This is a genomic window from Clostridium sp. CS001, assembly GCF_020443565.1.
In the GTDB taxonomy this organism is placed as follows: Bacteria; Bacillota; Clostridia; order Clostridiales; family Clostridiaceae; genus Clostridium_AD.
The window spans coordinates 19159-44239 of sequence record NZ_JAIZZN010000008.1; the positions used below are offsets into that span (position 1 = coordinate 19159).

Annotated in this window: 22 protein-coding genes; 17 read left to right on the forward strand and 5 right to left on the reverse strand. The window is 31.5% G+C overall.

The genetic code is table 11. The annotated features are described in order from the left end of the window. Nucleotides 1–12 precede the first annotated feature (12 nt). From LGK97_RS07275 to LGK97_RS07335, 13 genes are all read left to right on the forward strand, one after another. A complete protein-coding gene (locus tag LGK97_RS07275) occupies nucleotides 13–273 on the forward strand; it encodes an HPr family phosphocarrier protein (RefSeq protein ID WP_226259097.1) in 261 nt (86 codons plus the stop codon). Nucleotides 274–334: 61 nt separating this feature from the next. After that, nucleotides 335–2041, forward strand: a complete 1707-nt coding sequence (gene ptsP / locus LGK97_RS07280; RefSeq protein ID WP_226259098.1) for a phosphoenolpyruvate--protein phosphotransferase — start codon at nucleotides 335–337, stop codon at nucleotides 2039–2041. 192 nt (nucleotides 2042–2233) lie between these two features. Beyond that, nucleotides 2234–3436 carry a DNA polymerase IV gene (locus LGK97_RS07285; RefSeq protein ID WP_226259099.1) on the forward strand — a complete coding sequence of 401 codons (1203 nt, stop codon included), beginning with the start codon at nucleotides 2234–2236 and terminating at the stop codon, nucleotides 3434–3436. Nucleotides 3437–3594: 158 nt separating this feature from the next. Further along, entirely contained in the window at nucleotides 3595–4458 is an 864-nt protein-coding gene (locus LGK97_RS07290; RefSeq protein WP_226259100.1) for a hypothetical protein, read from the forward strand. A gap of 39 nt (nucleotides 4459–4497) precedes the next feature. Then, nucleotides 4498–5841, forward strand: a complete 1344-nt coding sequence (locus LGK97_RS07295) for a CCA tRNA nucleotidyltransferase (RefSeq protein WP_226259101.1) — start codon at nucleotides 4498–4500, stop codon at nucleotides 5839–5841. A gap of 281 nt (nucleotides 5842–6122) precedes the next feature. Beyond that, on the forward strand, nucleotides 6123–7562 hold the full coding sequence (gene nagE, locus LGK97_RS07300; protein ID WP_226259102.1) for an N-acetylglucosamine-specific PTS transporter subunit IIBC: 1440 nt from the start codon (nucleotides 6123–6125) through the stop codon (nucleotides 7560–7562). Between the two features lie 156 nt (nucleotides 7563–7718). Continuing rightward, the gene (locus LGK97_RS07305) at nucleotides 7719–7949 is read left to right on the forward strand and encodes a DUF1292 domain-containing protein (RefSeq protein WP_226259103.1); all 231 of its coding nucleotides are present in this window, start codon (nucleotides 7719–7721) and stop codon (nucleotides 7947–7949) included. A gap of 31 nt (nucleotides 7950–7980) precedes the next feature. Then, nucleotides 7981–8157 carry a hypothetical protein gene (locus tag LGK97_RS07310; RefSeq protein ID WP_226259104.1) on the forward strand — a complete coding sequence of 59 codons (177 nt, stop codon included), beginning with the start codon at nucleotides 7981–7983 and terminating at the stop codon, nucleotides 8155–8157. 132 nt (nucleotides 8158–8289) lie between these two features. Next, on the forward strand, nucleotides 8290–8913 hold the full coding sequence (locus LGK97_RS07315) for an HD domain-containing protein (RefSeq protein ID WP_226259105.1): 624 nt from the start codon (nucleotides 8290–8292) through the stop codon (nucleotides 8911–8913). A 411-nt stretch (nucleotides 8914–9324) separates the two neighbouring features. After that, a complete protein-coding gene (locus tag LGK97_RS07320; RefSeq protein ID WP_226259221.1) occupies nucleotides 9325–10194 on the forward strand; it encodes a radical SAM protein in 870 nt (289 codons plus the stop codon). 47 nt (nucleotides 10195–10241) lie between these two features. After that, complete coding sequence (locus LGK97_RS07325; RefSeq protein ID WP_226259106.1) at nucleotides 10242–11231, forward strand: biotin--[acetyl-CoA-carboxylase] ligase; 990 nt, start codon at nucleotides 10242–10244, stop codon at nucleotides 11229–11231. A 147-nt stretch (nucleotides 11232–11378) separates the two neighbouring features. After that, complete coding sequence (locus LGK97_RS07330) at nucleotides 11379–11621, forward strand: DUF1292 domain-containing protein (RefSeq protein WP_226259107.1); 243 nt, start codon at nucleotides 11379–11381, stop codon at nucleotides 11619–11621. A 165-nt stretch (nucleotides 11622–11786) separates the two neighbouring features. Next, nucleotides 11787–12278 carry a UPF0158 family protein gene (locus tag LGK97_RS07335; RefSeq protein ID WP_226259108.1) on the forward strand — a complete coding sequence of 164 codons (492 nt, stop codon included), beginning with the start codon at nucleotides 11787–11789 and terminating at the stop codon, nucleotides 12276–12278. Between the two features lie 52 nt (nucleotides 12279–12330). Here LGK97_RS07335 and LGK97_RS07340 read toward each other — a convergent pair whose 3' ends face one another. Continuing rightward, entirely contained in the window at nucleotides 12331–13899 is a 1569-nt protein-coding gene (locus LGK97_RS07340; RefSeq protein ID WP_226259109.1) for a DEAD/DEAH box helicase, read from the reverse strand. A gap of 110 nt (nucleotides 13900–14009) precedes the next feature. Next, a complete protein-coding gene (locus tag LGK97_RS07345; RefSeq protein ID WP_226259110.1) occupies nucleotides 14010–14534 on the reverse strand; it encodes a QueT transporter family protein in 525 nt (174 codons plus the stop codon). 285 nt (nucleotides 14535–14819) lie between these two features. Here LGK97_RS07345 and LGK97_RS07350 point away from each other — a divergent pair, with 285 nt between their 5' ends. Genes LGK97_RS07350 through LGK97_RS07360 form a run of 3 tightly spaced genes read left to right on the forward strand, consistent with a single transcriptional unit; the run spans nucleotide 14820 to nucleotide 18155 of the window. After that, nucleotides 14820–16070 carry a M16 family metallopeptidase gene (locus LGK97_RS07350; RefSeq protein ID WP_226259111.1) on the forward strand — a complete coding sequence of 417 codons (1251 nt, stop codon included), beginning with the start codon at nucleotides 14820–14822 and terminating at the stop codon, nucleotides 16068–16070. Nucleotides 16071–16072: 2 nt separating this feature from the next. Further along, complete coding sequence (recX, locus tag LGK97_RS07355; RefSeq protein WP_226259112.1) at nucleotides 16073–16930, forward strand: recombination regulator RecX; 858 nt, start codon at nucleotides 16073–16075, stop codon at nucleotides 16928–16930. 58 nt (nucleotides 16931–16988) lie between these two features. Then, nucleotides 16989–18155 (forward strand): transglutaminase-like domain-containing protein, encoded by a 1167-nt coding sequence (locus LGK97_RS07360; protein WP_226259113.1) that lies wholly within the window; start codon nucleotides 16989–16991, stop codon nucleotides 18153–18155. 48 nt (nucleotides 18156–18203) lie between these two features. Here LGK97_RS07360 and LGK97_RS07365 read toward each other — a convergent pair whose 3' ends face one another. The 3 genes from LGK97_RS07365 to LGK97_RS07375 all read right to left on the reverse strand — a co-directional run bounded on the left by LGK97_RS07365 (nucleotide 18204) and on the right by LGK97_RS07375 (nucleotide 20238). Then, on the reverse strand, nucleotides 18204–18560 hold the full coding sequence (locus tag LGK97_RS07365; RefSeq protein ID WP_226259114.1) for a tetratricopeptide repeat protein: 357 nt from the start codon (nucleotides 18558–18560) through the stop codon (nucleotides 18204–18206). 150 nt (nucleotides 18561–18710) lie between these two features. Continuing rightward, nucleotides 18711–19511: an ABC transporter permease gene (locus LGK97_RS07370; RefSeq protein WP_226259115.1), complete on the reverse strand. Its 801-nt coding sequence runs from the start codon at nucleotides 19509–19511 to the stop codon at nucleotides 18711–18713. Beyond that, entirely contained in the window at nucleotides 19495–20238 is a 744-nt protein-coding gene (locus LGK97_RS07375) for an ABC transporter ATP-binding protein (RefSeq protein ID WP_264174990.1), read from the reverse strand. Before LGK97_RS07375 ends, LGK97_RS07370 begins: the two co-directional genes overlap by 17 nt. Nucleotides 20239–20700: 462 nt before the next feature. Here LGK97_RS07375 and LGK97_RS07380 point away from each other — a divergent pair, with 462 nt between their 5' ends. Next, nucleotides 20701–24984 carry a 2-hydroxyacyl-CoA dehydratase gene (locus LGK97_RS07380; protein ID WP_226259117.1) on the forward strand — a complete coding sequence of 1428 codons (4284 nt, stop codon included), beginning with the start codon at nucleotides 20701–20703 and terminating at the stop codon, nucleotides 24982–24984. The last annotated feature ends 97 nt before the right edge of the window (nucleotides 24985–25081 follow it).

Genomic DNA, 25081 nt, shown 5'->3' on the forward strand with positions numbered 1-25081 from the left:
GGTGATTATATTATGATAGAAAAAAAAGCCATAGTTAAAAGTGAAACTGGAATACATGCTAGACCAGCATTGGCAGTAGTTAAAGAGGCTGCTAAGTTTAAATCAGAAGTGATTATAGTAAAAGATGGCAATGAATATAATGCGAAAAGCATAGTAGCGATTATGTGCATGGCAGCTATTAAAAATGACGAAATAATAATAAAAACTATTGGTGAAGATGAGGAAATTGCGGCAGTATCTATGGTAAAACTTATTGAAGAAGGTCTTGAGTAGTAAGAGGAAAGTAATTGATAATTATTTTCTCCACATGAAATACTACAAGGGGGTATAAACTATGTTAAAGGCAATAGGAGCATCCTTAGGAATAGCTATAGGTAGAGCATTAGTTATAAGAGAAGAAGTTCTAGAAGTTAAGAAAAGCAAGATTCAGGATTCAGAATCGGAACTAGCTAGATTTGATAATGCCTTACAAGAAGCAATAAATCAGCTTGAAAAAATAAATAAAGATGTAAAGGAAAGACTAGGAAGTGAAAAGGCGGAAATATTCGAGGCGCATTTATTTATGCTTCAAGATCCAGAACTAATAGGTTCTGTTAAAAAGAAAATTCTTGAGGAGAAGTTCAATGCTGAATATTCACTTCAAACTGTAGCAGAAGAGACAGCAACAATTTTTGAAGTTATGGGAAATGAATATATGACTGAGAGAGCAGCCGATATTAGAGATGTGAGTAAAAGGGTTCTAAATATATTAATGGGATTAAAAGTGACTTCAATTGCAGAAATTCAAGAGCAATGTATATTAATAGCTAAAGATCTTACTCCATCAGATACAGCACAACTTGATAAGTCAAAGGTATTAGCTTTTATCACTGAAATAGGCGGTAAAACATCTCATACGGCGATTATTGCACGGTCGTTAGAGTTACCGGCAGTTGTAGGTGTAGGTAGTGATATTTGTGAAGTTAAAAATGGTGATTTAATTATTGTAGATGGAGAAGAAGGACTAATTATTATTAATCCTGATGAAAAGGTTTTAGGTGACTATGAAATTCGCAGAAGAGAATTTTTTGAACTTAAAAATCAACTACTTAAATATGTATCAATGAAATCTACTACTTTAGATGGTAAGAAAATCGAGCTTGCTGCAAATATAGGGTCAGTAGAAGATTTAGAATCCGTTTTGAAAAATGGTGCAGAAGCCATAGGATTATTTAGAACAGAGTTTTTATATATGTCAAAAGATGAGCTTCCAACTGAAGAAGAACAGTTTGATGCATATAAATCAGTTCTTGAAAAGATGAGTGGAAAACCTGTTATTATAAGAACCTTAGATATTGGTGGAGATAAGGAACTTAAGTATTTACCTATGAGCAAAGAAATGAATCCATTTTTGGGATACAGGGCTATAAGAATTTGCCTTGATAGGACGGATATATTTATAACTCAATTGAGAGCTTTACTTCGTGCATCTTCCTACGGCAAGCTTAAAATTATGTTTCCTATGATATCAAATCTTCAGGAACTTAGAATGGCTAAGAAGATATTAGAGCAGTGTAAACATGATCTTAAGTCAGAGGGTGTATTATTTGATGAGAATCTAGAAGTTGGTATTATGATAGAAATACCTTCAGCTGCATTAATATCAGATATATTGGCTAAAGAGGTGGATTTCTTTAGCATAGGTACCAATGACTTAATTCAGTATACTATAGCAGTGGATAGAATGAATGAGAAGATATCATATTTATATGATTACTATCATCCAGGAGTTTTAAGACTTATTAAAACCGTAATAGATAACGGACATAGAGCAGGAATAATGGTAGGTATGTGTGGTGAAATGGCTGGAGACACAAAACTTATTCCAGTGCTACTTGGATTTGGATTAGATGAACTTAGCATGAGTGCTTCTTCAATATTAAGAGCGCGTAAAATTGTTACAAGTTCCAATTATGAAGAATGCACAAAACTATCTAAGCCAATATTAGAATTTGGGGATTCAGATGAAATAAGAGAATTTATTGAAGCTAACACTAAATAATAAGATTTACGTATTAACATAAGGAATATAATAAAAAGCAATCTGTTCTTTTATTAAGGATAGGTTGCTTTTCTGTGTTGAAGTTTTTATAATTAGTTAAGTGCAAAATATTAATTATTACTATTGAGAAAACCAAATGTAATACCTAGTATTATATTTTCGTAATATGTCTTATATAAAGGATGAGATTAAATGTCTAAATTTAAGGAGAAACTTATATTTCATATAGACGTTAATTCAGCTTTTCTTTCTTGGAGCGCTGCAGATAAACTTAAGAAAGGTGAAAACATTGACTTAAGAGACATAGCTTCCGTAATCGGAGGAGACGAGCAGTCACGAAGAGGAGTAGTGTTAGCTAAATCTATGCTAGCTAAAAAAAGTGGAATTGTAACAGGAGAAAGCTTGTTTGCTGCAAGAAAGAAATGTGCAAATCTTGTTGTAGCATCACCTGATTTTAGAATATACGAAAGATGTAGCAGAGATATGAAGAGTATTTTTATGGACTATACACCTTTTGTAGAAAAGGTTTCTATAGATGAGTGTTTTTTAGATGTGACAAGTTACAATACTTCAAGAGAAGCTGCACTATCGCTAGCATATGACATTAAGGATAGAATAAAGGCAGAACTAGGATTTACAGTGAATGTAGGAATATCGGATGTTAAACTTCTTGCTAAGATGGCATCTGATTTTGAAAAGCCAGATAAAATACATACTCTTTTTAAAAGTGAAATAAGAAAGAAATTGTGGGAACTGCCAGTGGGAGAGCTTTTCATGGTGGGGTCAAAGACTGTTCCGAGGCTTAATAATTTAAATATATTTACCATAGGAGATTTAGCTCAGTATGATGTTGAGTTTTTAAGATATCACTTTAAAAGTAGTGGCACCATGATGTGGAACTATGCTAATGGAATAGATGATAGAGAGGTAAAATCAAGCAAAGACGAGTTAAAAGGGATAAGTAATTCCACTACATTATCTGATGATATTAAAGATAAAGAGGATGCATATAAAGTGTTACTCAGCTTAGTAGAACATACCTCTACTAGATTACGGGACATTAAAAAGTGTTGTTACTGTATTTGTGTAACTATAAGAAATCATGAGTTTATTGATTACTCGCGGAGTAAGACGTTATCAAGTCCAACAGATTCCACGCAGGAAATACTAAAAACAGTAAAGCGCATATTTGACGAATCATGGAAGGGAGAGCCAATTAGACTTTTAGGGGTTTCTTTAAATAATTTATGTGAGGATAATTTTAAACAAATATCAATTTTTGATGTAGATACAGCTCGTGATAAAAAACAAAGAGCCATAGACAAAACTATGGATAGTCTCAGAGGAAGATATGGGGAAGATATAGTTATGAAATCAGTATTTCTAAAAAAATAGCCAGTGAGTATTTTTTAAGATGATAAGTTTTCAGGTAGTTTCATTGCATGTTGTTCTAAACCTTAAAGATGTGATGTAAACTAGGTAATAAGTATAATTTTAGCATGGAGATGCTGCACAGTTGCTAAGGTGACAATCTAATGGGGGTATGCCTTAAAATGGACAATAGAGCATTGATACCACTATACCTTAATGGTGATATGATAAATAATTTATTTACTATTGTAATACAAGAATTTGCCGAAATTAAAAGCGAGAATACTAAAAAGCAGTTGACGATTAGTACAAATACACCCTTATATGAACTTACTTGTGGTAAAATAATGCAAGGCGATTTAAATGTTCAACTTCTAAGTGAAGTCTCCTCACAGAGAATTGAAGAGAGAATTTCAATTGTAATAACAATACTATCAAGATTAAGAAATATATTAAAGGATCAAAGTATGCTAAAGGTTATAAATAGCGACAATGATGTAAAGAATATGAAAGAATTTGATTTTGTTCAGTTTACAGGAGAGTTGTATAAGAACCCGGTTATAGAGTATATAGAGAATATAATCAAGGTTATGGAGATGCAATTGGCCTTTTCTCCTGAAGATCCTGAGAATGGGGATGAAAGCCAAGAACATAAAGTTAAAAGGCAAGTTTTAAAAGTCCTTAAAGATGATATGGAAAATTGTAAAAGAGAAAAGTGCCTAAAATATATTAGTAGTAGTATAGGAAATAGCAACACAAAAGTTGTAGTTCCCATAGAGATAAAATATATGGCTGATAATCTGGATTATATTGAAGGTGCAAAGATCACAGTACTTGGCAAAGTAGTACGAATTTCAAAGGAAAATGAAAATAATAGTAATAGTTTATTAAGTGGAACATACTTTGATTATCTGAATGAGGAGTATTTTCAAGAATTCAAAAACAGATTTTTAAAAAACACAAACTTAATTAGAGATTACGATGAAAGTCAATTGGAAATTAATGAACCTATTATTGAAATCATACCTATAGCAATGTATATTTAGGATTAAGTTCAATGATTAATTATAATATTTGGAGGAGTTATGTTTATACCTAATGATGTAAAAGTAATATTAGATACATTAAAAAATAATGGATGTGAAGCTTATATAGTTGGAGGAAGTATACGTGATTTTATAACTGGAACATATGAGCCTAAGGATTATGATATAGCCACAAATGCCCTGCCAGAAGCAATCATTAAGTTTTTTCGGAAAACTATACCTACAGGCATAAAGCACGGTACTATTACTGTTATGATTAATGGAGAGGGGTATGAAGTTACAACTTACAGAATTGATGGTGAATACCTAGACAATAGAAGACCGGAGGATGTAACTTTTGTTTCAAACTTAAAAGAAGACTTAGCTAGAAGAGATTTTACGGTAAATGCATTAGCTTTTAATGAGGATAACGGTATCATAGATTACTTTGGCGGTATAAAAGATTTAGATAATAAAATAATAAAAGCTGTAGGGGAACCTAATAAGAGGTTTGAAGAAGATGCATTAAGAATGCTTAGAGCTATCCGATTTGCAGCATCCTTAGATTTTGAAATAGAAGAAAGAACTTTTCAGGCTATTAAAACAAATTCTAACCGTATATTGAATGTAAGCAACGAGAGAATTAGAGATGAGCTATGCAAAATGTTAGTAACTAAAAATGCTGCAAAAGCTTTGAGATTACTTGAAAAAACTAGACTGTTAGAGTTTATACTACCAGAACTTCAAAAAACCGTAGGATTCAATCAACAAAATCCTCACCATAACAAAGACATATTTGAACATACTTTAGCTGTTGTGGAAAACTGTCCACAGGAACTGAATTTAAGAATGGCAGCATTACTACATGATATTGCTAAGCCCCTTTGTTTTACTATTGATAAGAATGATATAGGTCATTTTTATGGTCATGATAAAAAAGGTGATAGACTAAGTTCTCAAATACTTAGACGTCTTAAATTTGATAATGAAAGTATAGGTGAGATTAGCCTTCTAGTAAAGGAACATATGAATGTGCTTGAAAAGCCAACAGATGCTTCTGTAAAGCGCCTTATTAATAGAGTTGGCATAGGCTTAGTACCTAACCTTTTCGCCTTACAAAGGGCAGATGCACTAGGTTCAAGCTCTCCCAAACTTCGTTTGGAAGAAATCCAAAGAGTAGAAGAAAAAACAAGGGAAATTTTAGAAGCTAAAGTTCCACTATCCATAAGTGAACTTAAAGTAAGTGGTAACGATTTAATCCAAGAGTTTTCCATTAAACCAAGTGCGGAGATAGGTAATATGCTTAAGTTTTTATTAGATAAAGTATTAGAAAATCCACAGGTTAACAGTAGAGAGAAGCTTTTAACTATAATTAATGATGAATATGAGTTTATGCAAAAATAGTTAATAATTTCAAATATGAAATAGTACAATAGAACTTTAAATAAATTATATTAATTAAGTAAATAGTATTTTTTTAAAAAAGGTATTGATTATACATAAAGTTCGGTGTATGATTATATCATAGAAATTTTTAATTGGCGTGTAATCGATTAAATTCGAGCAATAGCTGAAATGGATAATATTATTTATCCGTTTCGGCTTTTTTTATTAAAAAAATTTATTATGTATTTGAGGATACAAAAATCCTTAAAATAAATTTAAAAAATGGGGGGAACTTTATTATGATGAAGTATCTACAAAGATTAGGTAAATCCTTAATGCTTCCAGTAGCTGCATTACCTGTTGCAAGTATTTTAATGGGTATTGGTTATTGGATTGACCCTACTGGATGGGGAGCAAATAACGTAGCAGCAGCTTTCCTACTAAAAGCAGGGGGTTCACTAATTGATAACATGGGAATATTATTTGCAATTGGTGTAGCTGTTGGAATGTCAGATGATAATGACGGTACAGCTGGTCTTGCAGGTCTAGTTTCATGGCTTATGATTACAACTTTATTAGCTCCAGGTGCTGTAGCGATGTTTAAAGGCATTGATGTTAAAGAAGTAGCAGCGGCATTTAGTAAAACTCAAACACAATTTATTGGTATTTTAGCAGGTTTAATTGGTGCTTATTGTTATAACAAATTTAAAGGAACTAAATTACCGGACGCTTTAGGCTTTTTTAGTGGTAAAAGATGTGTTGCTATAGTAACAGCAGCAATGTCAATTTTAGCAGCTCTTATATTATTCTTTGTATGGCCTATTATTTATTCTGGATTGGTAACCTTCGGTAAATCTATAATAGCTACTGGTGCTATTGGATCTGGTATCTATGCATTCCTTAATAGATTATTAATACCAACAGGTCTTCACCATGCACTTAATTCTGTATTCTGGTTTGATGTAGCTGGAGTTAATGACCTCGGTAACTTCTGGTCAGGAAAAGGAGTACTAGGAGAAACAGGTATGTATATGACTGGATTCTTCCCAGTAATGATGTTTGGATTACCAGCAGCTGCACTAGCTATGTATCACACAGCTAAAGACAATAAGAAAAAAGCAGTGTATGGTTTATTATTAGCAGGAGCATTATCTTCTTTTTTCACTGGTGTTACAGAACCATTAGAATTCGCATTCATGTTCTTAGCTCCAGGATTATATTTAATTCATGCTCTTTTAACAGGACTTTCAGCAGTTATTTGTACAGTATTACCAATAAGAGCTGGATTTAACTTTAGTGCAGGTTTTGTAGACTGGTTCTTAAGTTTTAAAGCTCCTATGGCTGAAAATCCAATTATGTTAATTCTAGTTGGTTTAGCATTCGGTGTTATTTATTATGTTGTATTCCGTTTTGCAATTACAAAATTTAATTTAAAAACACCAGGTAGAGAAGATGATGATGAAAAGGCAGAAATGAATGTAAGACTTTCAAATAATGACTTTACACAAATAGCATCTATTATATTAAATGGTGTTGGTGGAAAAGAAAACGTAGTATCTATTGATAATTGTGTAACTAGATTACGTTTAGAAATTAAGGATCAGACAAAGGTAAATGAAAAAATCATTAAATCTGCAGGTGTAGCAGGTGTAATTAGACCTAGCAAAACAAGTCTACAAGTTATTGTAGGTACACAAGTACAATTTGTAGCAGATGAATTTAAAAAATTATGTAGATAAAAATTATAAAATGACATAATAATATTTTAATAACCTCCATAAGTAAATTTAGTTAAAAGCTAAAGATACTTATGGGGGTTATTTTTATGTATTAAATAAACTATAAACTGGGCATAATAAAAACGTTAAATCATCATTAAAGGAGTAGATGTGAGTATGAAAGCTAATGAAACAATTACTGTATTAAATGAATTTGGCAAGAAAATAGATTTGGAATTGATTGACTCCCTTAAAGTAGATGGAGATCAATATGTGATTGTTGGACCTAAGGATTCAAATGAGGCCTATGCTTATAAATCAGTTGTAAAAAACGGTGAAACAGAATACTTTTCCATAGGGAAAGGCGAGGAATTTAAAAGAGTATTAGATAAGTATAATCAGCAGTAATATTAATAATAGCAAATAGGAGGTTTTTTATATGAAGAACCGAGAAGAAGTTAAGAAAGAAAATCTAAAAAATTGGATTAAGAAGGATACAAAATCGCAAAACCAGCCTGCTAGGAATCAAGTCATTCAAACAATTGAAGAAAGTGCATATAATGATAGCGTCTATAGTACTCATAAAAGTGAATACTATGGAACTAAGTCAGAATAACTAGAACATAGATGCAATAACAAAAGCAGATGTTTATTATCAAAGCTATGATAATAAACACCTGCTATTTTTGTTATACTATTATTATAAGGTACTATATAAATAAGAATAACAAAAGAAAGGAATAAATATATGATAAAAGTGTTTGAAGAATTTGAAAGACACCTAATGGAAGATGATAAGCCTTCTATATATTTTGAAAAGATAGTAAATAATAAGAGTATTTTTGATGAATATCCTTTTAGATTATTAGGTAGGTTAGTAGACACTCCCCAATCTCCAATGCACCATCCAGAGGGCAGTGTATGGAACCATACGTTATTAGTTGTAGATAATGCTGCAAAATCAAAAGATTTAAGTGAAAATCCTAGGGCATTTATGTGGGGTGCATTGCTACATGATTTAGGGAAAGCCCCTACTACAAAAATTCGTAAAGGTAAAATTACATCTTATGACCATGACAAGGTGGGGGCAGAACTCTGTAGCGATTTTCTCCATGTGTTTACAGAGGACGCAGAATTTATTAAACAAGTTACTGCTTTGGTTAGGTGGCATATGCAAACTCTCTTTGTAATAAAAGATTTACCCTTTGGTGATGTAAAAAGCATGGCCTCAGAAATATCTATTAAAGAAATTGCATTGTTATCACAAGCAGATAGACTGGGTAGAGGTGAAATGAATGAAAGCAAAATAAAAGAGGAGAAGGAGAATATTAAAATTTTCATTCGCAAATGTGAAGAGTATTTATCACGTTAAAAATGATTTAAATAACAAAAAGTATATGTTGTTACAACAGCATTCACATCGCTAAGTAATTCTAAAATTTATTTTATTTACAGATACTAAAAAATGCAAACTCGCTTACGCTCAAACATGCATTTTTTTATACGTAGCTGTAAATAAAATAAATTAAGAATTACTAAGCTTGTTCAAATGCTGTTTACACAACCTATACTTTTATGAATTAAATCTCAAATTTCAAGTGACTCTTAAGTTAAATTCGTAGTATTACGAAAAGAGTAAATTCATCTTATATAAGTGATGGAGGGTTCAAAAGAGAGAACCTGTGATATAATAATAGAGTAATTAGTAAAGGGTATTTAAGCAATACAAAAGAAGCTCATAGCGTTGTGTATGGCAGTATGAGAGCGCAGGAGATGAATTATGATGAGATATGAAGGAGCAGTATATAGACCGCCCAGTGAAGCATATAGTCTTATAGTACAAGTTACTATTGGCTGTTCGCATAATGGGTGCAGTTTTTGCAATATGTACAAAGAGAAAAAGTTTAGAATACGTGATTTAAAAGATATTATGGAAGACTTAGAGCAGGCTAAATTAACCTACGGACTAGTTAAAAAGGTGTTTCTAGCGGATGGAGATGCGTTAGTATTAGAAACTAGTAAATTAAAATTAATACTATCAAAAATAAGAGAGTTATTTCCACAGTGCGAAAGAGTTGGAATTTATGCTACTCCTAAGGATATTTTAAGAAAGTCTTTAGAGGAGCTTAGGCAGTTAAAGGATTTTGGTATTGGAATTGTATACCTAGGTGTAGAATCGGGAAGTACTGATATATTAACAAGCATAAATAAGGGAGTAACAGTAAGTGAGATGATTATGGCAGGGTCTAGGATTAAGGAAAGTGGAATAAAACTATCTACTACCTTGATTTCAGGAATAGGTGGTAGAGAAAGGATTAGTGAGCATGCTATAGAGTCAGCAAAAGTCATTAGCGCTATTGATCCGGATTATGTAGGGATTTTAACCTTAATGGTAGAAAGAGCAACCCCATTATATGAAGAGGTTCAAAAGGGTGATTTTGATCTACTAACCCCGGAACAAGTAATGCAGGAGACCAAAGAGTTCTTGCAAAATATTCAGGTTACTAACTGTATTTTTAGAAGCAATCATGCTTCAAATTATATGGCACTTTCAGGAACATTGCCACAAGATAAAAATCTGTTGTTGAAAGACATTGATCTTGCATTAAAAGGTGAACATAAGTACAAACAGGAAGAATATAGAAGATTATAGGCTGTTCTTTCTAAAACCGGGTAAATCGTAAAAAGGGCGTGGATATTGTGAAAAATAAAGTTCTTAGAATACTTAAAGATAGTGGGAATGAGTTTATATCTGGAGAAAAGATTAGCGAAGATTTAGGCGTTACCCGTGCTTCAATATGGAAATATATAAATGCAATCAAAGAGGACGGCTATGAGATTGAGGCGATTTCAAGAAAAGGCTATCGAATAATATCTGCTCCAGATATACTTACCTTTGAAGAAATTGAAGAATTTTTAAATACGCAGCAAATAGGTAAGAATATTATTTATTGCGACTCCATAGGTTCGACCAACTCTAAAGCTAAGGAACTGGCGGAAGCAGGGCAAGAACATGGCACTGTTGTAATAAGTGAGGAACAAACGTCAGGGCGTGGAAGGCTGGGACGAAACTGGGTATCGCCTAAACATAAGGGCATATGGATGTCGATAATACTTAGACCAAATATAATTACAGAAAACATAGCACAGATAACCTTACTTGGAGCAGCAGCTGCTTCAAAGGCTATTATGGAAATGGGATTCAAGACTGGAATTAAGTGGCCTAATGATATAGTACTTAATAATAAAAAGGTATGTGGTATATTAACTGAAATGAGTGGTGAAATAGACCATATTAATTACATAGTAATGGGAATTGGCATAAATGTGAACTTAGAAGAAGAAGACGTACCTTTGGAACTAAAAGATATGGCTACTTCATTAAAACTTCAGAGTGGTATGCATGTGAATAGGAAGCTTTTGCTTGCAAAGGTATTGAATATATTTGAAGAACTATACAATGATTTTGTTCAGAGTGGTGATATAAAAGATATTATAGACGTTTGTAGAAAAAACTCCATACTTATAGGTAAGGAAATACAATTAATTTATAGAGGGAAAGAAACAATAGCTCAGGCGGTAGATATAAGTGATGAGGGAGAATTAGTTATCAAGAATCAGCAAGGAATAGTAGAATATATTGTTTCAGGGGAAGTCTCTATAAGAGGAATTTATGGATATTGCAAATGAAAAAATAATAAACTATGATGTATTATTATTTAGATATAATGTAAAATAACTTATGCGAATAATATTATTGAAATCTACATTTACATATAGACATATTAGCTAGATTAACGGTATAATGTGGTTATAAAGTTTGAAAGGAGAATTGTTATGGAAGAAAATAAGATTATAACAATGATTGATGAAGATGGAGAAAAGGTTGATTTTGAATTAATCGAAATCATTGAATTAGATGAAAATAAATATGCATTATTAGCTCCAATAGGAGATGAAGATGATGCTTATGTTTATAAAATCGAAGAAGTAGATGGAAAACCACAATATCTTGCAGTAGAGGATGAAGAAGAATTTGAAAGAGTACTAGAAGAGTACGAATCAACTTTTGACGAGTAAATAAAAATCAATAGATCCTTAAGCAACATATATCCTATAAAGTAGATAAAGAAGAATATCTACTTTGTAGGGTATTTTTATTCTAAATATGTAAAAGATATTATTAGTTGCAACCCATTGGATGGGAATAGCAAGATGAGATAGAGTTAGAGAGGGGATGAAGTTTTGAATTTACTAGAGGTTAATATGGAAGCACTCATGGAAACAATTTCACTTGAAGATGAGGAGTTAGGGAAAAGCTTTTTAGATACACATACAGGGGAAGTTATATATATTCCTACGGAAGTAAGTTTAGCCTTAGAAAATAAAACTTTAAAAAAAGATGATTTTGATGCTTGGCTACAAGAATTTGTTAATATAGCAATACTTATTAGTAAAGATGAGATTAATAGATATATGGCTATTCCAACTATAGATGAAGCTTTTTATGTAGGTAACATGGAAAGGTATGCTAGCGACATAATTGATAATTCAGAGCTAAAACTAGAATTACATAAAGCGTTAAATAGTACGCAGCCTATAAAAGAGTTTAAACATGTTTTATTAGAAAAACAAGATGAAATAGATCATTGGTATAAATATGAAGATAAATGTTTAGAAGAGTTTGTTATGGAGTGGCTAAAATCAAATGGTATTGAGGTAAAATATTTAAACTAAATCAATAAAAGAGCCCTTATCATATGATAAGGGCTCTTTTAGGCTAACAAATCTATCTTCTAGATTTAGCAACCTCAATATTTACTTTTCTTTTGTTTAATTTCTTACCAGAGCTATTAGTTAAGATAGCATCAACTAAGTTTTCAGGTACATCTAAGAAAGAAAACTTATCAAGGATATCAATACGGCCAAGCTCAGTCTTGTTTACATTAGCAGTTTCACATAGGAAAGTTATAATATCTTTAGTCATAACTTCATCCATTCTTCCAATTGATAAGAATAGTCTAACATTATCTGCTGTTCCTACAGAATCGTCTGCATAGTTGTAGTTAACTTCTTTATCAAAGATAATCTTTATAAGAGAAGCAGCTACGTCATCAGCACCATATTCTTTTGTAAGAGTTTTCGCTAAAGGAATAAAGTTCTCGTATAAGTTTTCTTCTAAAGTTAATTTTATAGATTTGATTATAGTTTCTGATTTTGCTGCGAAAATATCAGTTATAGTAGGTACAGTTTTTTTAGTGATTACACTTTTAGTATCACGCTCAATCTGTCTTATAGCAGATGCTTCTCGTCTTGTAATAAGACTATAAGCTGTACCTTCTTTACCAGCTCTACCAGTTCTTCCGATTCTATGTATATATGATTCGCTATCTTGTGGTAAATCATAATTTATTACATGAGTAACATCTTCAACATCAATTCCTCTTGCAGCTACGTCAGTTGCAATTAAGAAATTTAAGTTACCATCTTTGAATTTTTTTAGTGTATTCATTCTTTGGCTTTGTTTCATGTCTCCGTGCATACCTTCAACTGTATATCCTCTAGGTTGTAATGCATCTACAAGCTCATCTACGCCTTTTTTAGTTTTACAGAATAGAATACAAGTTTTAGGAGCATCAACATCAAGAATTCTACAAAGTGATTCAAATTTATTTTTTGAATTTACTTCATAATAGTGTTGGTGAATTTTAGAAACAGTCATAGATTTCTTTTCAATTGCAATAGTTTTTGTATCAGGTTTCATATATTTTTTTGATAATATCTTAATAGCTCTTGGCATAGTAGCAGAGAAAAGTAAAGTCTGTCTATCTTCGCTTAAGTTACTTAAAATACTTTCAATATCTTCAATAAAGCCCATATTTAACATTTCGTCAGCTTCATCTAAAACAAGGAACTTTGCATTTGATAATTTTAAAGTACCTTTTCTTATATGATCAAGTATACGTCCTGGAGTTCCAACTACAATGTCTACTCCTCTTTTTAAAGAAGAAATCTGTCTATCAATAGACTGGCCACCATATATTGGTAATATTTTGATTCTTTCATATTTTGCGATACGTTCTAGTTCTTCGCCAACTTGGATAGCAAGTTCTCTTGTTGGAGCTAAAATTATTGCTTGTACTTTTCCAGTTGATTTTTCCATTCTGCTTAAAATAGGTGCACCAAAAGCTAATGTTTTACCAGTACCTGTTTGAGCCTGACCTATCATATCAAAGCCTTCTAGTGAAACTGGAATACTTTTCTCTTGGATATCAGATGGGTATTCAAATTTCAAATCCTGTATGGAGTGTAGTACGCTTTCTTTTAGTCCTAGTTCTTCAAATTTAATTTTGTTCATTCAAATTCCTCTTTCTTTTCATAAAGTATCAAATACATCTCATATTAATATAGTATGTGCAGAATAATAAATATTAAATCAAAAAAGCAAATTCAAGTTGCTTTTTTTTATTATTTGAAAAAATTCCTCAAAATTGGGTTCTTTTCAATAACATAAATAAGAGGCAATCCAATTCCATAACAACAGACAAATTCTCCCCATGCAACCTGTAGCATACAAAGTGAAAGGGGCATGGTCTTAAAATATAAAACCCTTAACAATATGCCTATAATAATAGCGTTAATTATTACTGCTGGCAAAGGAGCAAGTACTCTTTTAAAGTGTAGTTTGCTTTTACCAATATAGTAAGTTGAAATCGCGGCTATAAGTGTTGCAATGGAACCGAAAACCATATCCATAATACCTAGTGGACTTATAATGTTAGAAACTATACAACCAATTACCAGACCAGGAATTGAAAAGGATGCAAAGTAAGGTAAAATAGTAAGTCCTTCAGCTATACGATATTGAACAACTCCAAAGCTGAAAAACGACAAGCTCAGAGTTAAAGCCGCATATATTGCAGCCACCATTGCTGCAAAAACAATTCTTCTTATTTTTACAGACATGTTTCCTTCATTTAATTTAATATTCATTTTGCGCCTCCGTAGTTTTATTTTGAGACAGGATGGTTACGAACTGTCTATGAGTATTCGACCCGAACCTATATAATAATATACATTAGGGGAATAGTCAAATGTATTTTGCGAATAAATTTAAAAAAACTAAATTATTAATGAGAGTATTGCTTAAGAATTAGTCTAAAATATATAAAAGTATGATATAGTTAATCTATATATAGTTTTTATTTTTTGTATTTCTAATCTAATTAAAAAACTATAAAATTTTAATAACACAGTTTTTGGTTAAAGGAGATTAATATGAGCAAAGAAATTTTTAATACAAGACAAACGGAATTAAGTAATGGTATTAAACTTATTAGTATAAAAAAAGATAGTCAAATTGCAGCACTTCATGTTGGGATTAACATAGGCTCACTTTTTGAGGAAAAAAAGGAAAAGGGAATAGCTCACTTTATTGAACATATGCTTTTTAAAGGGACTACCAATAGAAACAATGAAAAACTAAATAGTGACTTGGAAAACTTAGGTGGAGAATATAATGCTTACACAGATTTTAATTGCACAGTATATAGCGCTACAATTTTAGGCGAAGAGTTAGAAAACGCAGTAACACTACTAGGAGACATGCTCTTAAATTCAACTTTCCCAATTGAGGAAATTGAAAAAGAAAGAGGTGTTATATTAGCAGAAATTAGATCAAGTAAGGATGATATAGAAGATTTAAGCTTTAAGAGAGTTAATGAGATTGCTTTTAAACATAGCCCACTAAAAGAAGATACTATTGGAACTGAAAATATCATAAAAAAAATCAATAGAAATCAACTGGTTAATTTTTATAAAAAATATTATCTGCCCAATAATGCATTTATATCTATTGTATCTCCATTTGAACATGAGGATATAATAAATATGGTAAATAAGTATTTTGGTAATTGGACTAAGAAGGAGTTTGAAAAGAAAGAAATAGCTTATGAACATCATAGATTTGTAAAAGAAATTTCTTATAAAAAAGAAATTGAGCAAAGTACAATACTCTATCTATATACCTTTAATGGGCTATCTAAAGAGGAAGAATTAGCGCTTAGGATACTTAACCATAAGTTTGGAGAAAGCTCTAATTCCATATTGTTTAGAGAACTTCGCGAAGAACGTGGGTTATCATATGATGTTTATACTCATTTAGATACTTCCTACAATGTTAAATCCTTATATATTTATACATCGGTATCAGAAGAAAGTGTGGATGAGGCAATCCATGTAATTGATGCTGCTATTAAAGACATTGAAAATGAAAAAATAGTTTTTGATGATAGCACTATAACTCTTATGAAAAAAGTATTTAAAACTGCAATAGCGTCTACATTAGAGGATTCCACTGACCTTGGTAATTATGTAATTCACCAAGCCATGGATAATGAAGATATATATGAATTTCTTGAGGATATGAAGAACATGGAAAATGTTAAAAGTAACCACCTGTATGACATTGCTAGAAAGGTATTACAAAAACCAACAATTCACATATTTTTACCAGAAAAGAGAGTGTAGTATTGAGTAGTATAATAACAAAAATTGAAGCTCAAAAGAAAAATAAAGATAGGGTTAATATCTATATTAATAATGAATTTGCCTTTGCTTGTGGAGCAGAATTTATTTACATTCACAGTATAACAAAAGGCAAAAGCATGGAAAAATCAGATTTAGAAGATATAATATGTGAAGATAATTACCTAAAGGGAAAAAACTGCGCGCTTCATTTTTTAGAAAGGTCATTTAAGTCGTATAAGCAAGTAGTAGATAAGTTAACAGAAAAAGAATTTGATATAAAGACTATAGATAGGGTAATGGAATTTTTAAAACAGTATGATTTTATTGATGATAAGCGGTTTGTAGAACTTTTTATAAAAGAGAAAATTAGATCTAGTGGTAAAAATAAGATTAAGTTTGCACTGCTTAAAAAGGGCCTTTCAGAAGAGTTAATTAAAGAGGAGCTTAATGAAGTAACTAATGAGCAACAACTTGAGATAGCCATGAAATTAGCAGAAAAGAAAATTGGAATATTGTCTAAAAGTGAAAAGGACATAAAAAAACTTTATAAAAAAACTTCAGATTATTTAGTTCGAAACGGATATGATTTTGCGCTGGTCAGTGAGGTTTTAGGCAAAATCACTAAAGATATGGATGGTGAAGAGGATAAAGAAAAAGATTTCTCGGAGGATACTTCTAAGGATGATTACGAAAAACTATATAATCTTGCAAGTAAAAGATATAATGTACTAATTAAGTCAGAACATTTAAAAATAAAGTTGTATAAAAAGCTAGGAGACTATCTCTTAAGAAGAGGTTTTCAATGGGATCAAATTAAAAAAGTGTTAGCAGATTTAATTAGCGACGTAGAAGAAGTTTAGAAATGTAGAAAATATCAATTATACTTTTGCATTTCTGAAAATGAGGCAGGTGATAGAATTGTTCAAAGAACCAGTAACTTTGGCATTAATATTATTATTTATATATCCAATAATTAAAGGGTTTATATTCAAATTTTCATCGCAGCATCTAAAACAAGCCATTAAGGGAGTCTTAAACAGTGTTTGTTTTTTAGTCTCTTTAGGTTTTGGTATATATTACACTAAAAAGATTCTTATTCAGCATGACGAAGGCGTGTATAAAAACATATATGAAGCAATACCTTTAAAAGCTATTGAATTTGTAAATAATAACCCACTAGTGATTTATGTATTACTTATGCCTATTGTGGTATTAATAATTTATAGCATTATAACCTCTATAGTTAATGCTGTTAGTCATATTACTTTTTATCCGATGCTTGATAGTATAGATAATAGTTTAAGGAACAAGAGCAATACATTTAAAAGAATTGCAGGTGCCATATTTCAAGTACCAAAGGCAATATGCTATGTAGTTGTTATTGTGTTTATACTGAACTTTTTATCATTTCTAAAGATAACAGATGAATACAACAAGTATTTAGAAGAATCACAATTATATAGTTATATATCTAAAGAAGCAGTTATACCGTTGTCTAATTCAAAGCTTGCAAAAAAGCTACCTAATATTGTTAATAATTCCTTTAAGATTGTGGTAAAAGAAGCCACTAATTTAGATCCTAATTTAAAAAACAATAAAAGGATTACAATTTATTATAATGGTGTTACGTTAGAACAAGGAATTAAATCAAATGATGAAATTGACAAGTTCGCAATTAACATGGTAAAGGATAAAAATGAAACGAGAGAAAAAGCAAAGTTTATTTATAAATGGGTAGGTAATGCTGTAGTTTATGATGATGAAAAAGCAAATAGAGTACTAAATAATGATATGCAAGTGAAGTCTGGAGCTATACCAACTTTTTATTCTAAAAAAGGAATATGTTTCGATTATGCATGTCTATATGCAGCTATGTGTAAAGCTAATAACATAAAGGTAAGAATTATAACTGGGCAGGGATTTAACGGCAGTAATTGGGTTAATCATGCTTGGAATCAAGTATATATAGAGCAGGAAAATAAGTGGGTCAATGTAGACTCTACATTTTTAATTGGTGGGGACTATTTTGATAGTAAAAGATTTGTCTTAGATCATAAAGAAGAAGATGTAGCAGGTGAATGGTAGAATTCATCTAATATATATTAGCGGTGTAATATAGAATAGCCCCTAAGATTAGGGGGCTATTCTATAACTTTTTAATAACAAGTTAATAGCTTTTTCACAATCCTCATCTTCATTATTTAAAGACCAAGCAGTATTGAAGTAGTATAATGCTTTTGATTTATTAAGGCACATAGCATAACAATAAGCTAGGTTAAAAAAGTACTTGCTTTCCCTGCGTAAAGATATAGCTGAATGAAGTAAGGGTATTGCCTTTTCATATGCTTTTAGGTGAATAAAACAGACTGCTGTGTTATAAAGGGCACCGGCTTCGTTATCTTTCATTTCTGCAGCTTTTTTGTATAAAGCTATTGCCCTATTATAATCCTTTGTATTGTATATGTCGTTGGCTTTTTGAAAGTAATCCATGATTTTCCTCCTCATAGTTTTTTAAGAGATATAAACTTAGCAAGTTGTAATTTGTTTTGCTATTTTAAATAATCATATTACTATTTTGTATTTAATATTCCATATAAATACTATCCAAGGCTTTTAATTATATTCAATAAAAGACAAATTTTATTTATTTTTGTGTACAACTTTCCTTTCAAAAAATGCAACTGCTTCATACATGAAATAAGCCAAGATAGAAAGTATTACAATACTCATCATTACCATATCTAATTGAGAGATTTGGCCACCGAATATTATTAAAAATCCCAAGCCTTCTCTTGCCACTAAAAATTCACCCATGATTACGCCAACCCAAGAAAGTCCTACATTGATTTTAAGTGCAGAAATAAAAGCTCCAGTAGATGCAGGGATAATTAGATTAATTAGTATTTGTAGTTTAGAAGCTCCAAAGGTTTTTAAAAGTTTAATTTTATCTTTATCAACTTCTCTAAATCCATTTAGTATACTTATTATAGTTACAACTATTGATATTAAAAGAGCAATTACTATAATTGCCTTTATTCCATTGCCCACCCAAAATATAATAATAGGTGCAAGAGCTACCTTAGGCAAAGCATTTAAAACTATTAAGTATGGGTCCAAAACTTTTGAGACAAAATCGGACCACCATAGGAGGATTGCAATAAAGGCTCCGAGTAGTGTCCCAAGCAAAAAACCTATAATAGTTTCAAAACAAGTTACGAATATATGAGAAAACAAGGTACCTTCAGCGTATATCTGTTTAAAGGAATTAAACATCTTTGATGGTGTACTTGTTAAAAAAGGATCAATCCATTTAAGTCTGCCAGCTATTTCCCACAAACCAAAAAAAGCAATGAGTATTACTATTCTTGTAAAAATAACAGTGTATTTTTCCCTCTTTATATTTTTAATGTAATCTTGGTGTTCTTTACTTTGAATCAGCATTATTATTCAACTCCTTCCAAATTTCATTAAAGTAAACCCTAAAGTTTGGAGAGTCTCTACGTTTTAGAGGACAAGAAAAGTTTTCTCCAAACTCAAGGGATATATCCTTAACAACTATAGCAGGACGATTTGAAAGAATAACAACTTTATCTGACATAGAAATAGCTTCAGAAATATCGTGTGTCACCATTATAGTAGTCTTTTCTTCTTTCTTTATAATTTCAAAAACCTCATTGCTTATATTTAATCTAGTTTGGTAGTCTAAGGCTGAGAAGGGTTCATCTAAGAGAAGCACATCAGGACTTAAAGCTAAGGTGCGAATTAAAGCAACTCTTTGACGCATGCCTCCAGATAATTCCCTAGGATGATGATTTCTAAATTCCCAAAGATTATAATTTATTAAAAGATTTTTCACCATATTTTTATTTTCGTCTGTAATGCAATGGTTAATTTTAAGACCTAAAAGCACATTATCCCATATATTTAGCCAGTCAAATAATTGATCTTTTTGAAACATATAGCCTATTTTTAAAAAGCTTGAGTTATTATTAGAACGGTTAATTACTATTTTTCCACTTGATGGAGTAATTAAACCTGCTATTATATTTAATAATGTAGATTTGCCGCAGCCAGATGGGCCTACAATGCTTAGAAAACTCCCTTCTTGCACATTAAAGGATACATCCTTTAATGCAGGGGTTTCTGCAGTTAAAGAATGATAGTTCATGCATATATTATTAATCTCAACTTTAATCACTTTATCATCTCCCACATAGTTATATTTTAGTATATGAGGTTTGATGAGATATTGTTAAAGACATTTAACTTTAAAGAAAATGATTAATGATATTTTGGTGTTGTTATAGTTATCATTTATGCCTTATAAAGTAAGGAATAACCTATAAAGTAATAAGGAACACATGCATTGATATATTATATTTATTGAGTTATAATGTCATATAATTGTATGTTGATTTTCTGTAAATGTAGTTTAATATTAAATAATATATGGATAATATGTAATTGATAGAGAAGATAGAGATGGTAGTGAGGAGGGGCGTAGTAAAGAGAATAAATTTAGATTTTAAAGAATAAAGATATGATATAGATTAATATAAATATATATAATTAAAGTTTAGGATATGAATAATTAAATAAATCCAAACTTGTGGGGGAAGAGACGATAACTATGAAAAAGATATTACATGTGGGATTAGATGTAGGGTCTACTACTGTTAAAATAGTAGTGTTGGATCATCAAGAAGAAATTATATATAGTAAGTACCAAAGGCATTTTTCTGATATAAAGAGTACAATAGCTGAACTTTTATATGAGGCTTATAATAAATTTAAAGAATGCGATATTACTATAGTAGCGACGGGATCTGGTGGACTAGCTCTATCTAGGTGGCTTAACATCCCATTTATTCAAGAAGTAGTAGCTAGTACTTATGCAATAGAAAACATTATACCAGGAACTAATGTAGCTATAGAACTAGGTGGAGAAGATGCAAAGATTATATATTTTGATGGAGGAATTGATCAAAGAATGAATGGTACTTGCGCGGGTGGTACTGGTGCATTTATTGATCAGATGGCATCTCTTCTTCAAACAGATGCAACAGGGCTTAATGAACTTGCAAAGTCATACAAGACAATATACCCAATTGCAGCCAGGTGTGGGGTTTTTGCAAAAACTGATATTCAGCCTTTACTAAATGAAGGCGCTGCAAAGGAAGACATTGCTGTATCAGTTTTTCAGTCCGTAGTTAACCAAACCATTAGCGGGCTTGCTTGTGGTAGACCCATTAGAGGAAATGTTGCATTTTTAGGTGGGCCATTATATTTCTTATCCGAACTAAGGGCAAGATTCATTGAAACTTTAAATCTAAGAGAAGATCAAATTATTTTTCCAGCACAGTCTCAATTATTTGTTGCGCTAGGAGCTGCCATGTCATCAAAGGATGGCAAAGTTATAGCATTTGAAGAATTGAAAAATCAACTTCCAAAATTAAAGGAAGTGTCTAGTCAAGAAGTTCAAAGGCTTAGGCCGTTATTTATAGATGATGCGCAGTTGCAAGCTTTTAAAGAAAGACAAAGTAAGTATACTGTTGCAAGAAGAGAACTTGCGGATTTTAAAGGTAATTGTTTTTTAGGAATAGATGCTGGGTCTACAACTACTAAAGTTACATTAATAGATGAGCAGGGAGCTCTTCTATACTCCTACTATGGAAGCAATCAAGGCAATCCATTAACTTTAGTTAAAAAAGTATTAAAACACATATACACTATTTTACCAAAAGAAGCAGTTATTCTAAATTCGGCAATAACTGGATATGGTGAGAGACTAATAATGGAAGCCCTAAGGGTAGATATTGGAGAAATTGAAACTATAGCCCATTACAAGGCAGCAGAATTCTTTTTGCCAGGGGTAGACTTTATATTAGACATTGGTGGACAAGACATGAAATGTCTAAAAATTAAAGATGGCGTAATTGATAGTATAATGCTAAATGAAGCTTGTTCTTCTGGTTGTGGGTCCTTTATAGAAACCTTTGCACAATCGTTAAACATGGAAATATCAGATTTTGCAAATGTTGCATTATCTGCTAAAAACCCAGTGGATCTGGGTTCAAGATGCACTGTATTTATGAATTCAAGGGTTAAACAAGCTCAAAAGGAAGGTGCTACTGTAGGAGATATATCTGCAGGACTTTCTTACTCAGTTATAAAAAACGCATTATTAAAAGTAATTAAAATAAGAGATCCAAAGGACATGGGCAAAAAAATAATCGTCCAGGGTGGAACTTTTTATAATGATGCAGTTCTTAGAGCATTTGAAATTGTTTCGGAAAGAGAAGCAGTAAGGCCAGATATTGCGGGACTGATGGGTGCTTTTGGAGCTGCAATTATTGCAAAAGAAAGATCAGTTAAGGGGAATACTTCCACATTATTATCTTTTGAAAAGTTAACGGATTTTAAGGTGGAAACATCTATGGGTAGATGCACACAATGTGCAAATAAGTGTGTTCTTACAATTAATAAATTTGATAAGCTAAGATCTTTTATATCTGGGAATCGTTGTGAAAAAGCAATAGGAAATAGCAATAGAAAAGAAGAAATTCCAAATGTATATGATTATAAGTATAAGAGAATGTTTGATTATACCCCACTAAATAAGGAAGAAGCTTTTAGGGGTGTAATAGGTATTCCAAGAGTACTTAATATATATGAAAATTATCCATTTTGGTTTACTTTTTTTACATCCTTAGGCTTTAGAGTAGAAGTTTCTAAAAGGTCAACTAAGAAGGTATATGAGATGGGAATAGAAACTATACCCTCAGAGTCAGCTTGTTATCCTGCTAAAATAGCACATGGGCATATAATGAGTCTTATAAATGATGGAATAGATACTATCTTCTATCCTTGCATTCCATATGAGAAAAGAGAACAGCAAGAAGCTGAAAATCACTATAACTGTCCAATAGTTACTTCATATCCTGAGGTAATAAAAAATAATATGGATATTTTAAAGGAGAGAGAGATTAAGTTCTTGAACCCTTTTATATCTTTAGACAATAGAAAAGCGTTGATTACAAGGCTAACTGATGAAATGGATATTTTTAGCATTAATAAAAAAGAAATTTCCATTGCGGTTGAAAAGGCATGGGTAGAAACTGAAAAGGTAAAGTTAGATATTCAAAATAAAGGCGAAGAAGTAGTGGAATATATAAGGAGAACTGGAAAGAAGGGTATCGTTTTAGCTGGTAGGCCTTATCATATAGATCCAGAGATTAATCATGGTATACCAAGTTTAATTACGGATTATGACATGCCGGTATTAACGGAGGATTCTGTTGCTCACCTAGGAATTATTGAAAGACCATTAAAAATAGTAGATCAGTGGGTATATCATTCCAGGTTATATGCAGCTGCACATTTTGTTGCAAAAGAACCTAATATTGAACTAATTCAGCTAAACTCCTTTGGGTGTGGGCTTGATGCAGTTACCTCAGATCAAGTTCAAGATATATTAAGCCGTAATGGCAAGATATATACAACCTTAAAAATAGATGAAGGAAATAATCTAGGAGCAGCTAGAATTAGAGTTAGATCGTTAATTGCAGCCCTTAATGAGAAAGATAAACATGGAACTTTTCATAAAAGGCCTGAGGAAGAGAATTATAGTAGAGTTGTTTTTACTAAGGAAATGAGAAGGAAACACACTATTTTATCTCCGCAAATGTCACCAATGCACTTTCAATTTTTAGAAGAAGCGTTCAATTCATCTGGATATAACCTAGAAATTTTACCTTCAGTAGATACAAAAGCAGTAGATGAGGGGTTAAAGTATGTAAATAACGATGCTTGTTATCCTACAATAATTGTAATAGGACAAGTTATTGAGGCCTTAAAATCTGGCAAATATGACATTGAAAATACATCTGTTATAATATCTCAAACTGGTGGAGGTTGTAGAGCTACAAATTACATCGGCTTTCTTAGGAAAGCATTGAGGGAAGCAGGCTTTCCAAAAGTCCCTGTGGTGTCACTTAGTGCTAGTGGGCTTGAGAAAAATCCAGGCTTTAAATTCTCATATTCAATGATTAAAAAATCAATAATGTCCTTAGTATACGGTGATTTGCTTATGAGGGTGCTGTACAAGGTTAGACCATATGAAAAAGTGGAAGGATCTGCTAACTTACTCTATGAAAAATGGGTGTATAATTGCAAGAAAGCCGTAATAAGTGGGAATGTTAAGGAATTCAAAAAAAATATTTCTGAGATAGTAGCTGATTTTGATAATTTTGAAATAAAAGATATTTCAAAACCTAAGATAGGTTTAGTTGGAGAAATTTTAGTTAAGTTCCATCCCACAGCCAATAATAATATTATAGATATTATTGAAAATGAAGGTGGAGAGGCAGTTATGCCAGATTTAACTGACTTTTTCATATATTGTGCTTATGATGCTAATTTTAAACATGATTATTTAGGCAAGAGCAAGAAGAGTAAAATACTAAACAATATAGCCATTGACTATATTGAAAGCTTTAGACACCATATGAAATCAGTTTTAGATAGTAGTAAAAGATTTCATTCACCAAAGACTATACAGGAATTGGCACAAGGGGCAGCACCTATTTTATCATTGGGTAATCAAACAGGTGAAGGGTGGTTTTTAACCGCAGAAATGGTTGAACTTATTGAAAGTGGAACGAAAAATATAGTTTGTATGCAACCTTTTGCTTGTCTTCCTAACCATGTAACGGGTAAGGGAATGATTAAAGAATTAAAGAGAAGGTATCCGGGAGCAAACATTACTGCTATAGACTATGATCCAGGTGCCAGTGAAGTAAATCAAATTAATAGAATAAAACTTATGATGTCTGTTGCTTTAAAGAATCTTAAGAGCGATGTGGAGATTGAAAAGGCACATAAGGAAGTGGCTAGTGATAAAAAAATGGATTAAAAGGTATAAAATTTCTCCTGCGTGCCTTGCAAAAGAACTCTAAACTAGAAATTCCATTAAAAAGTTCTAATCTTTTGCTTATATAAAATCCTCTAGC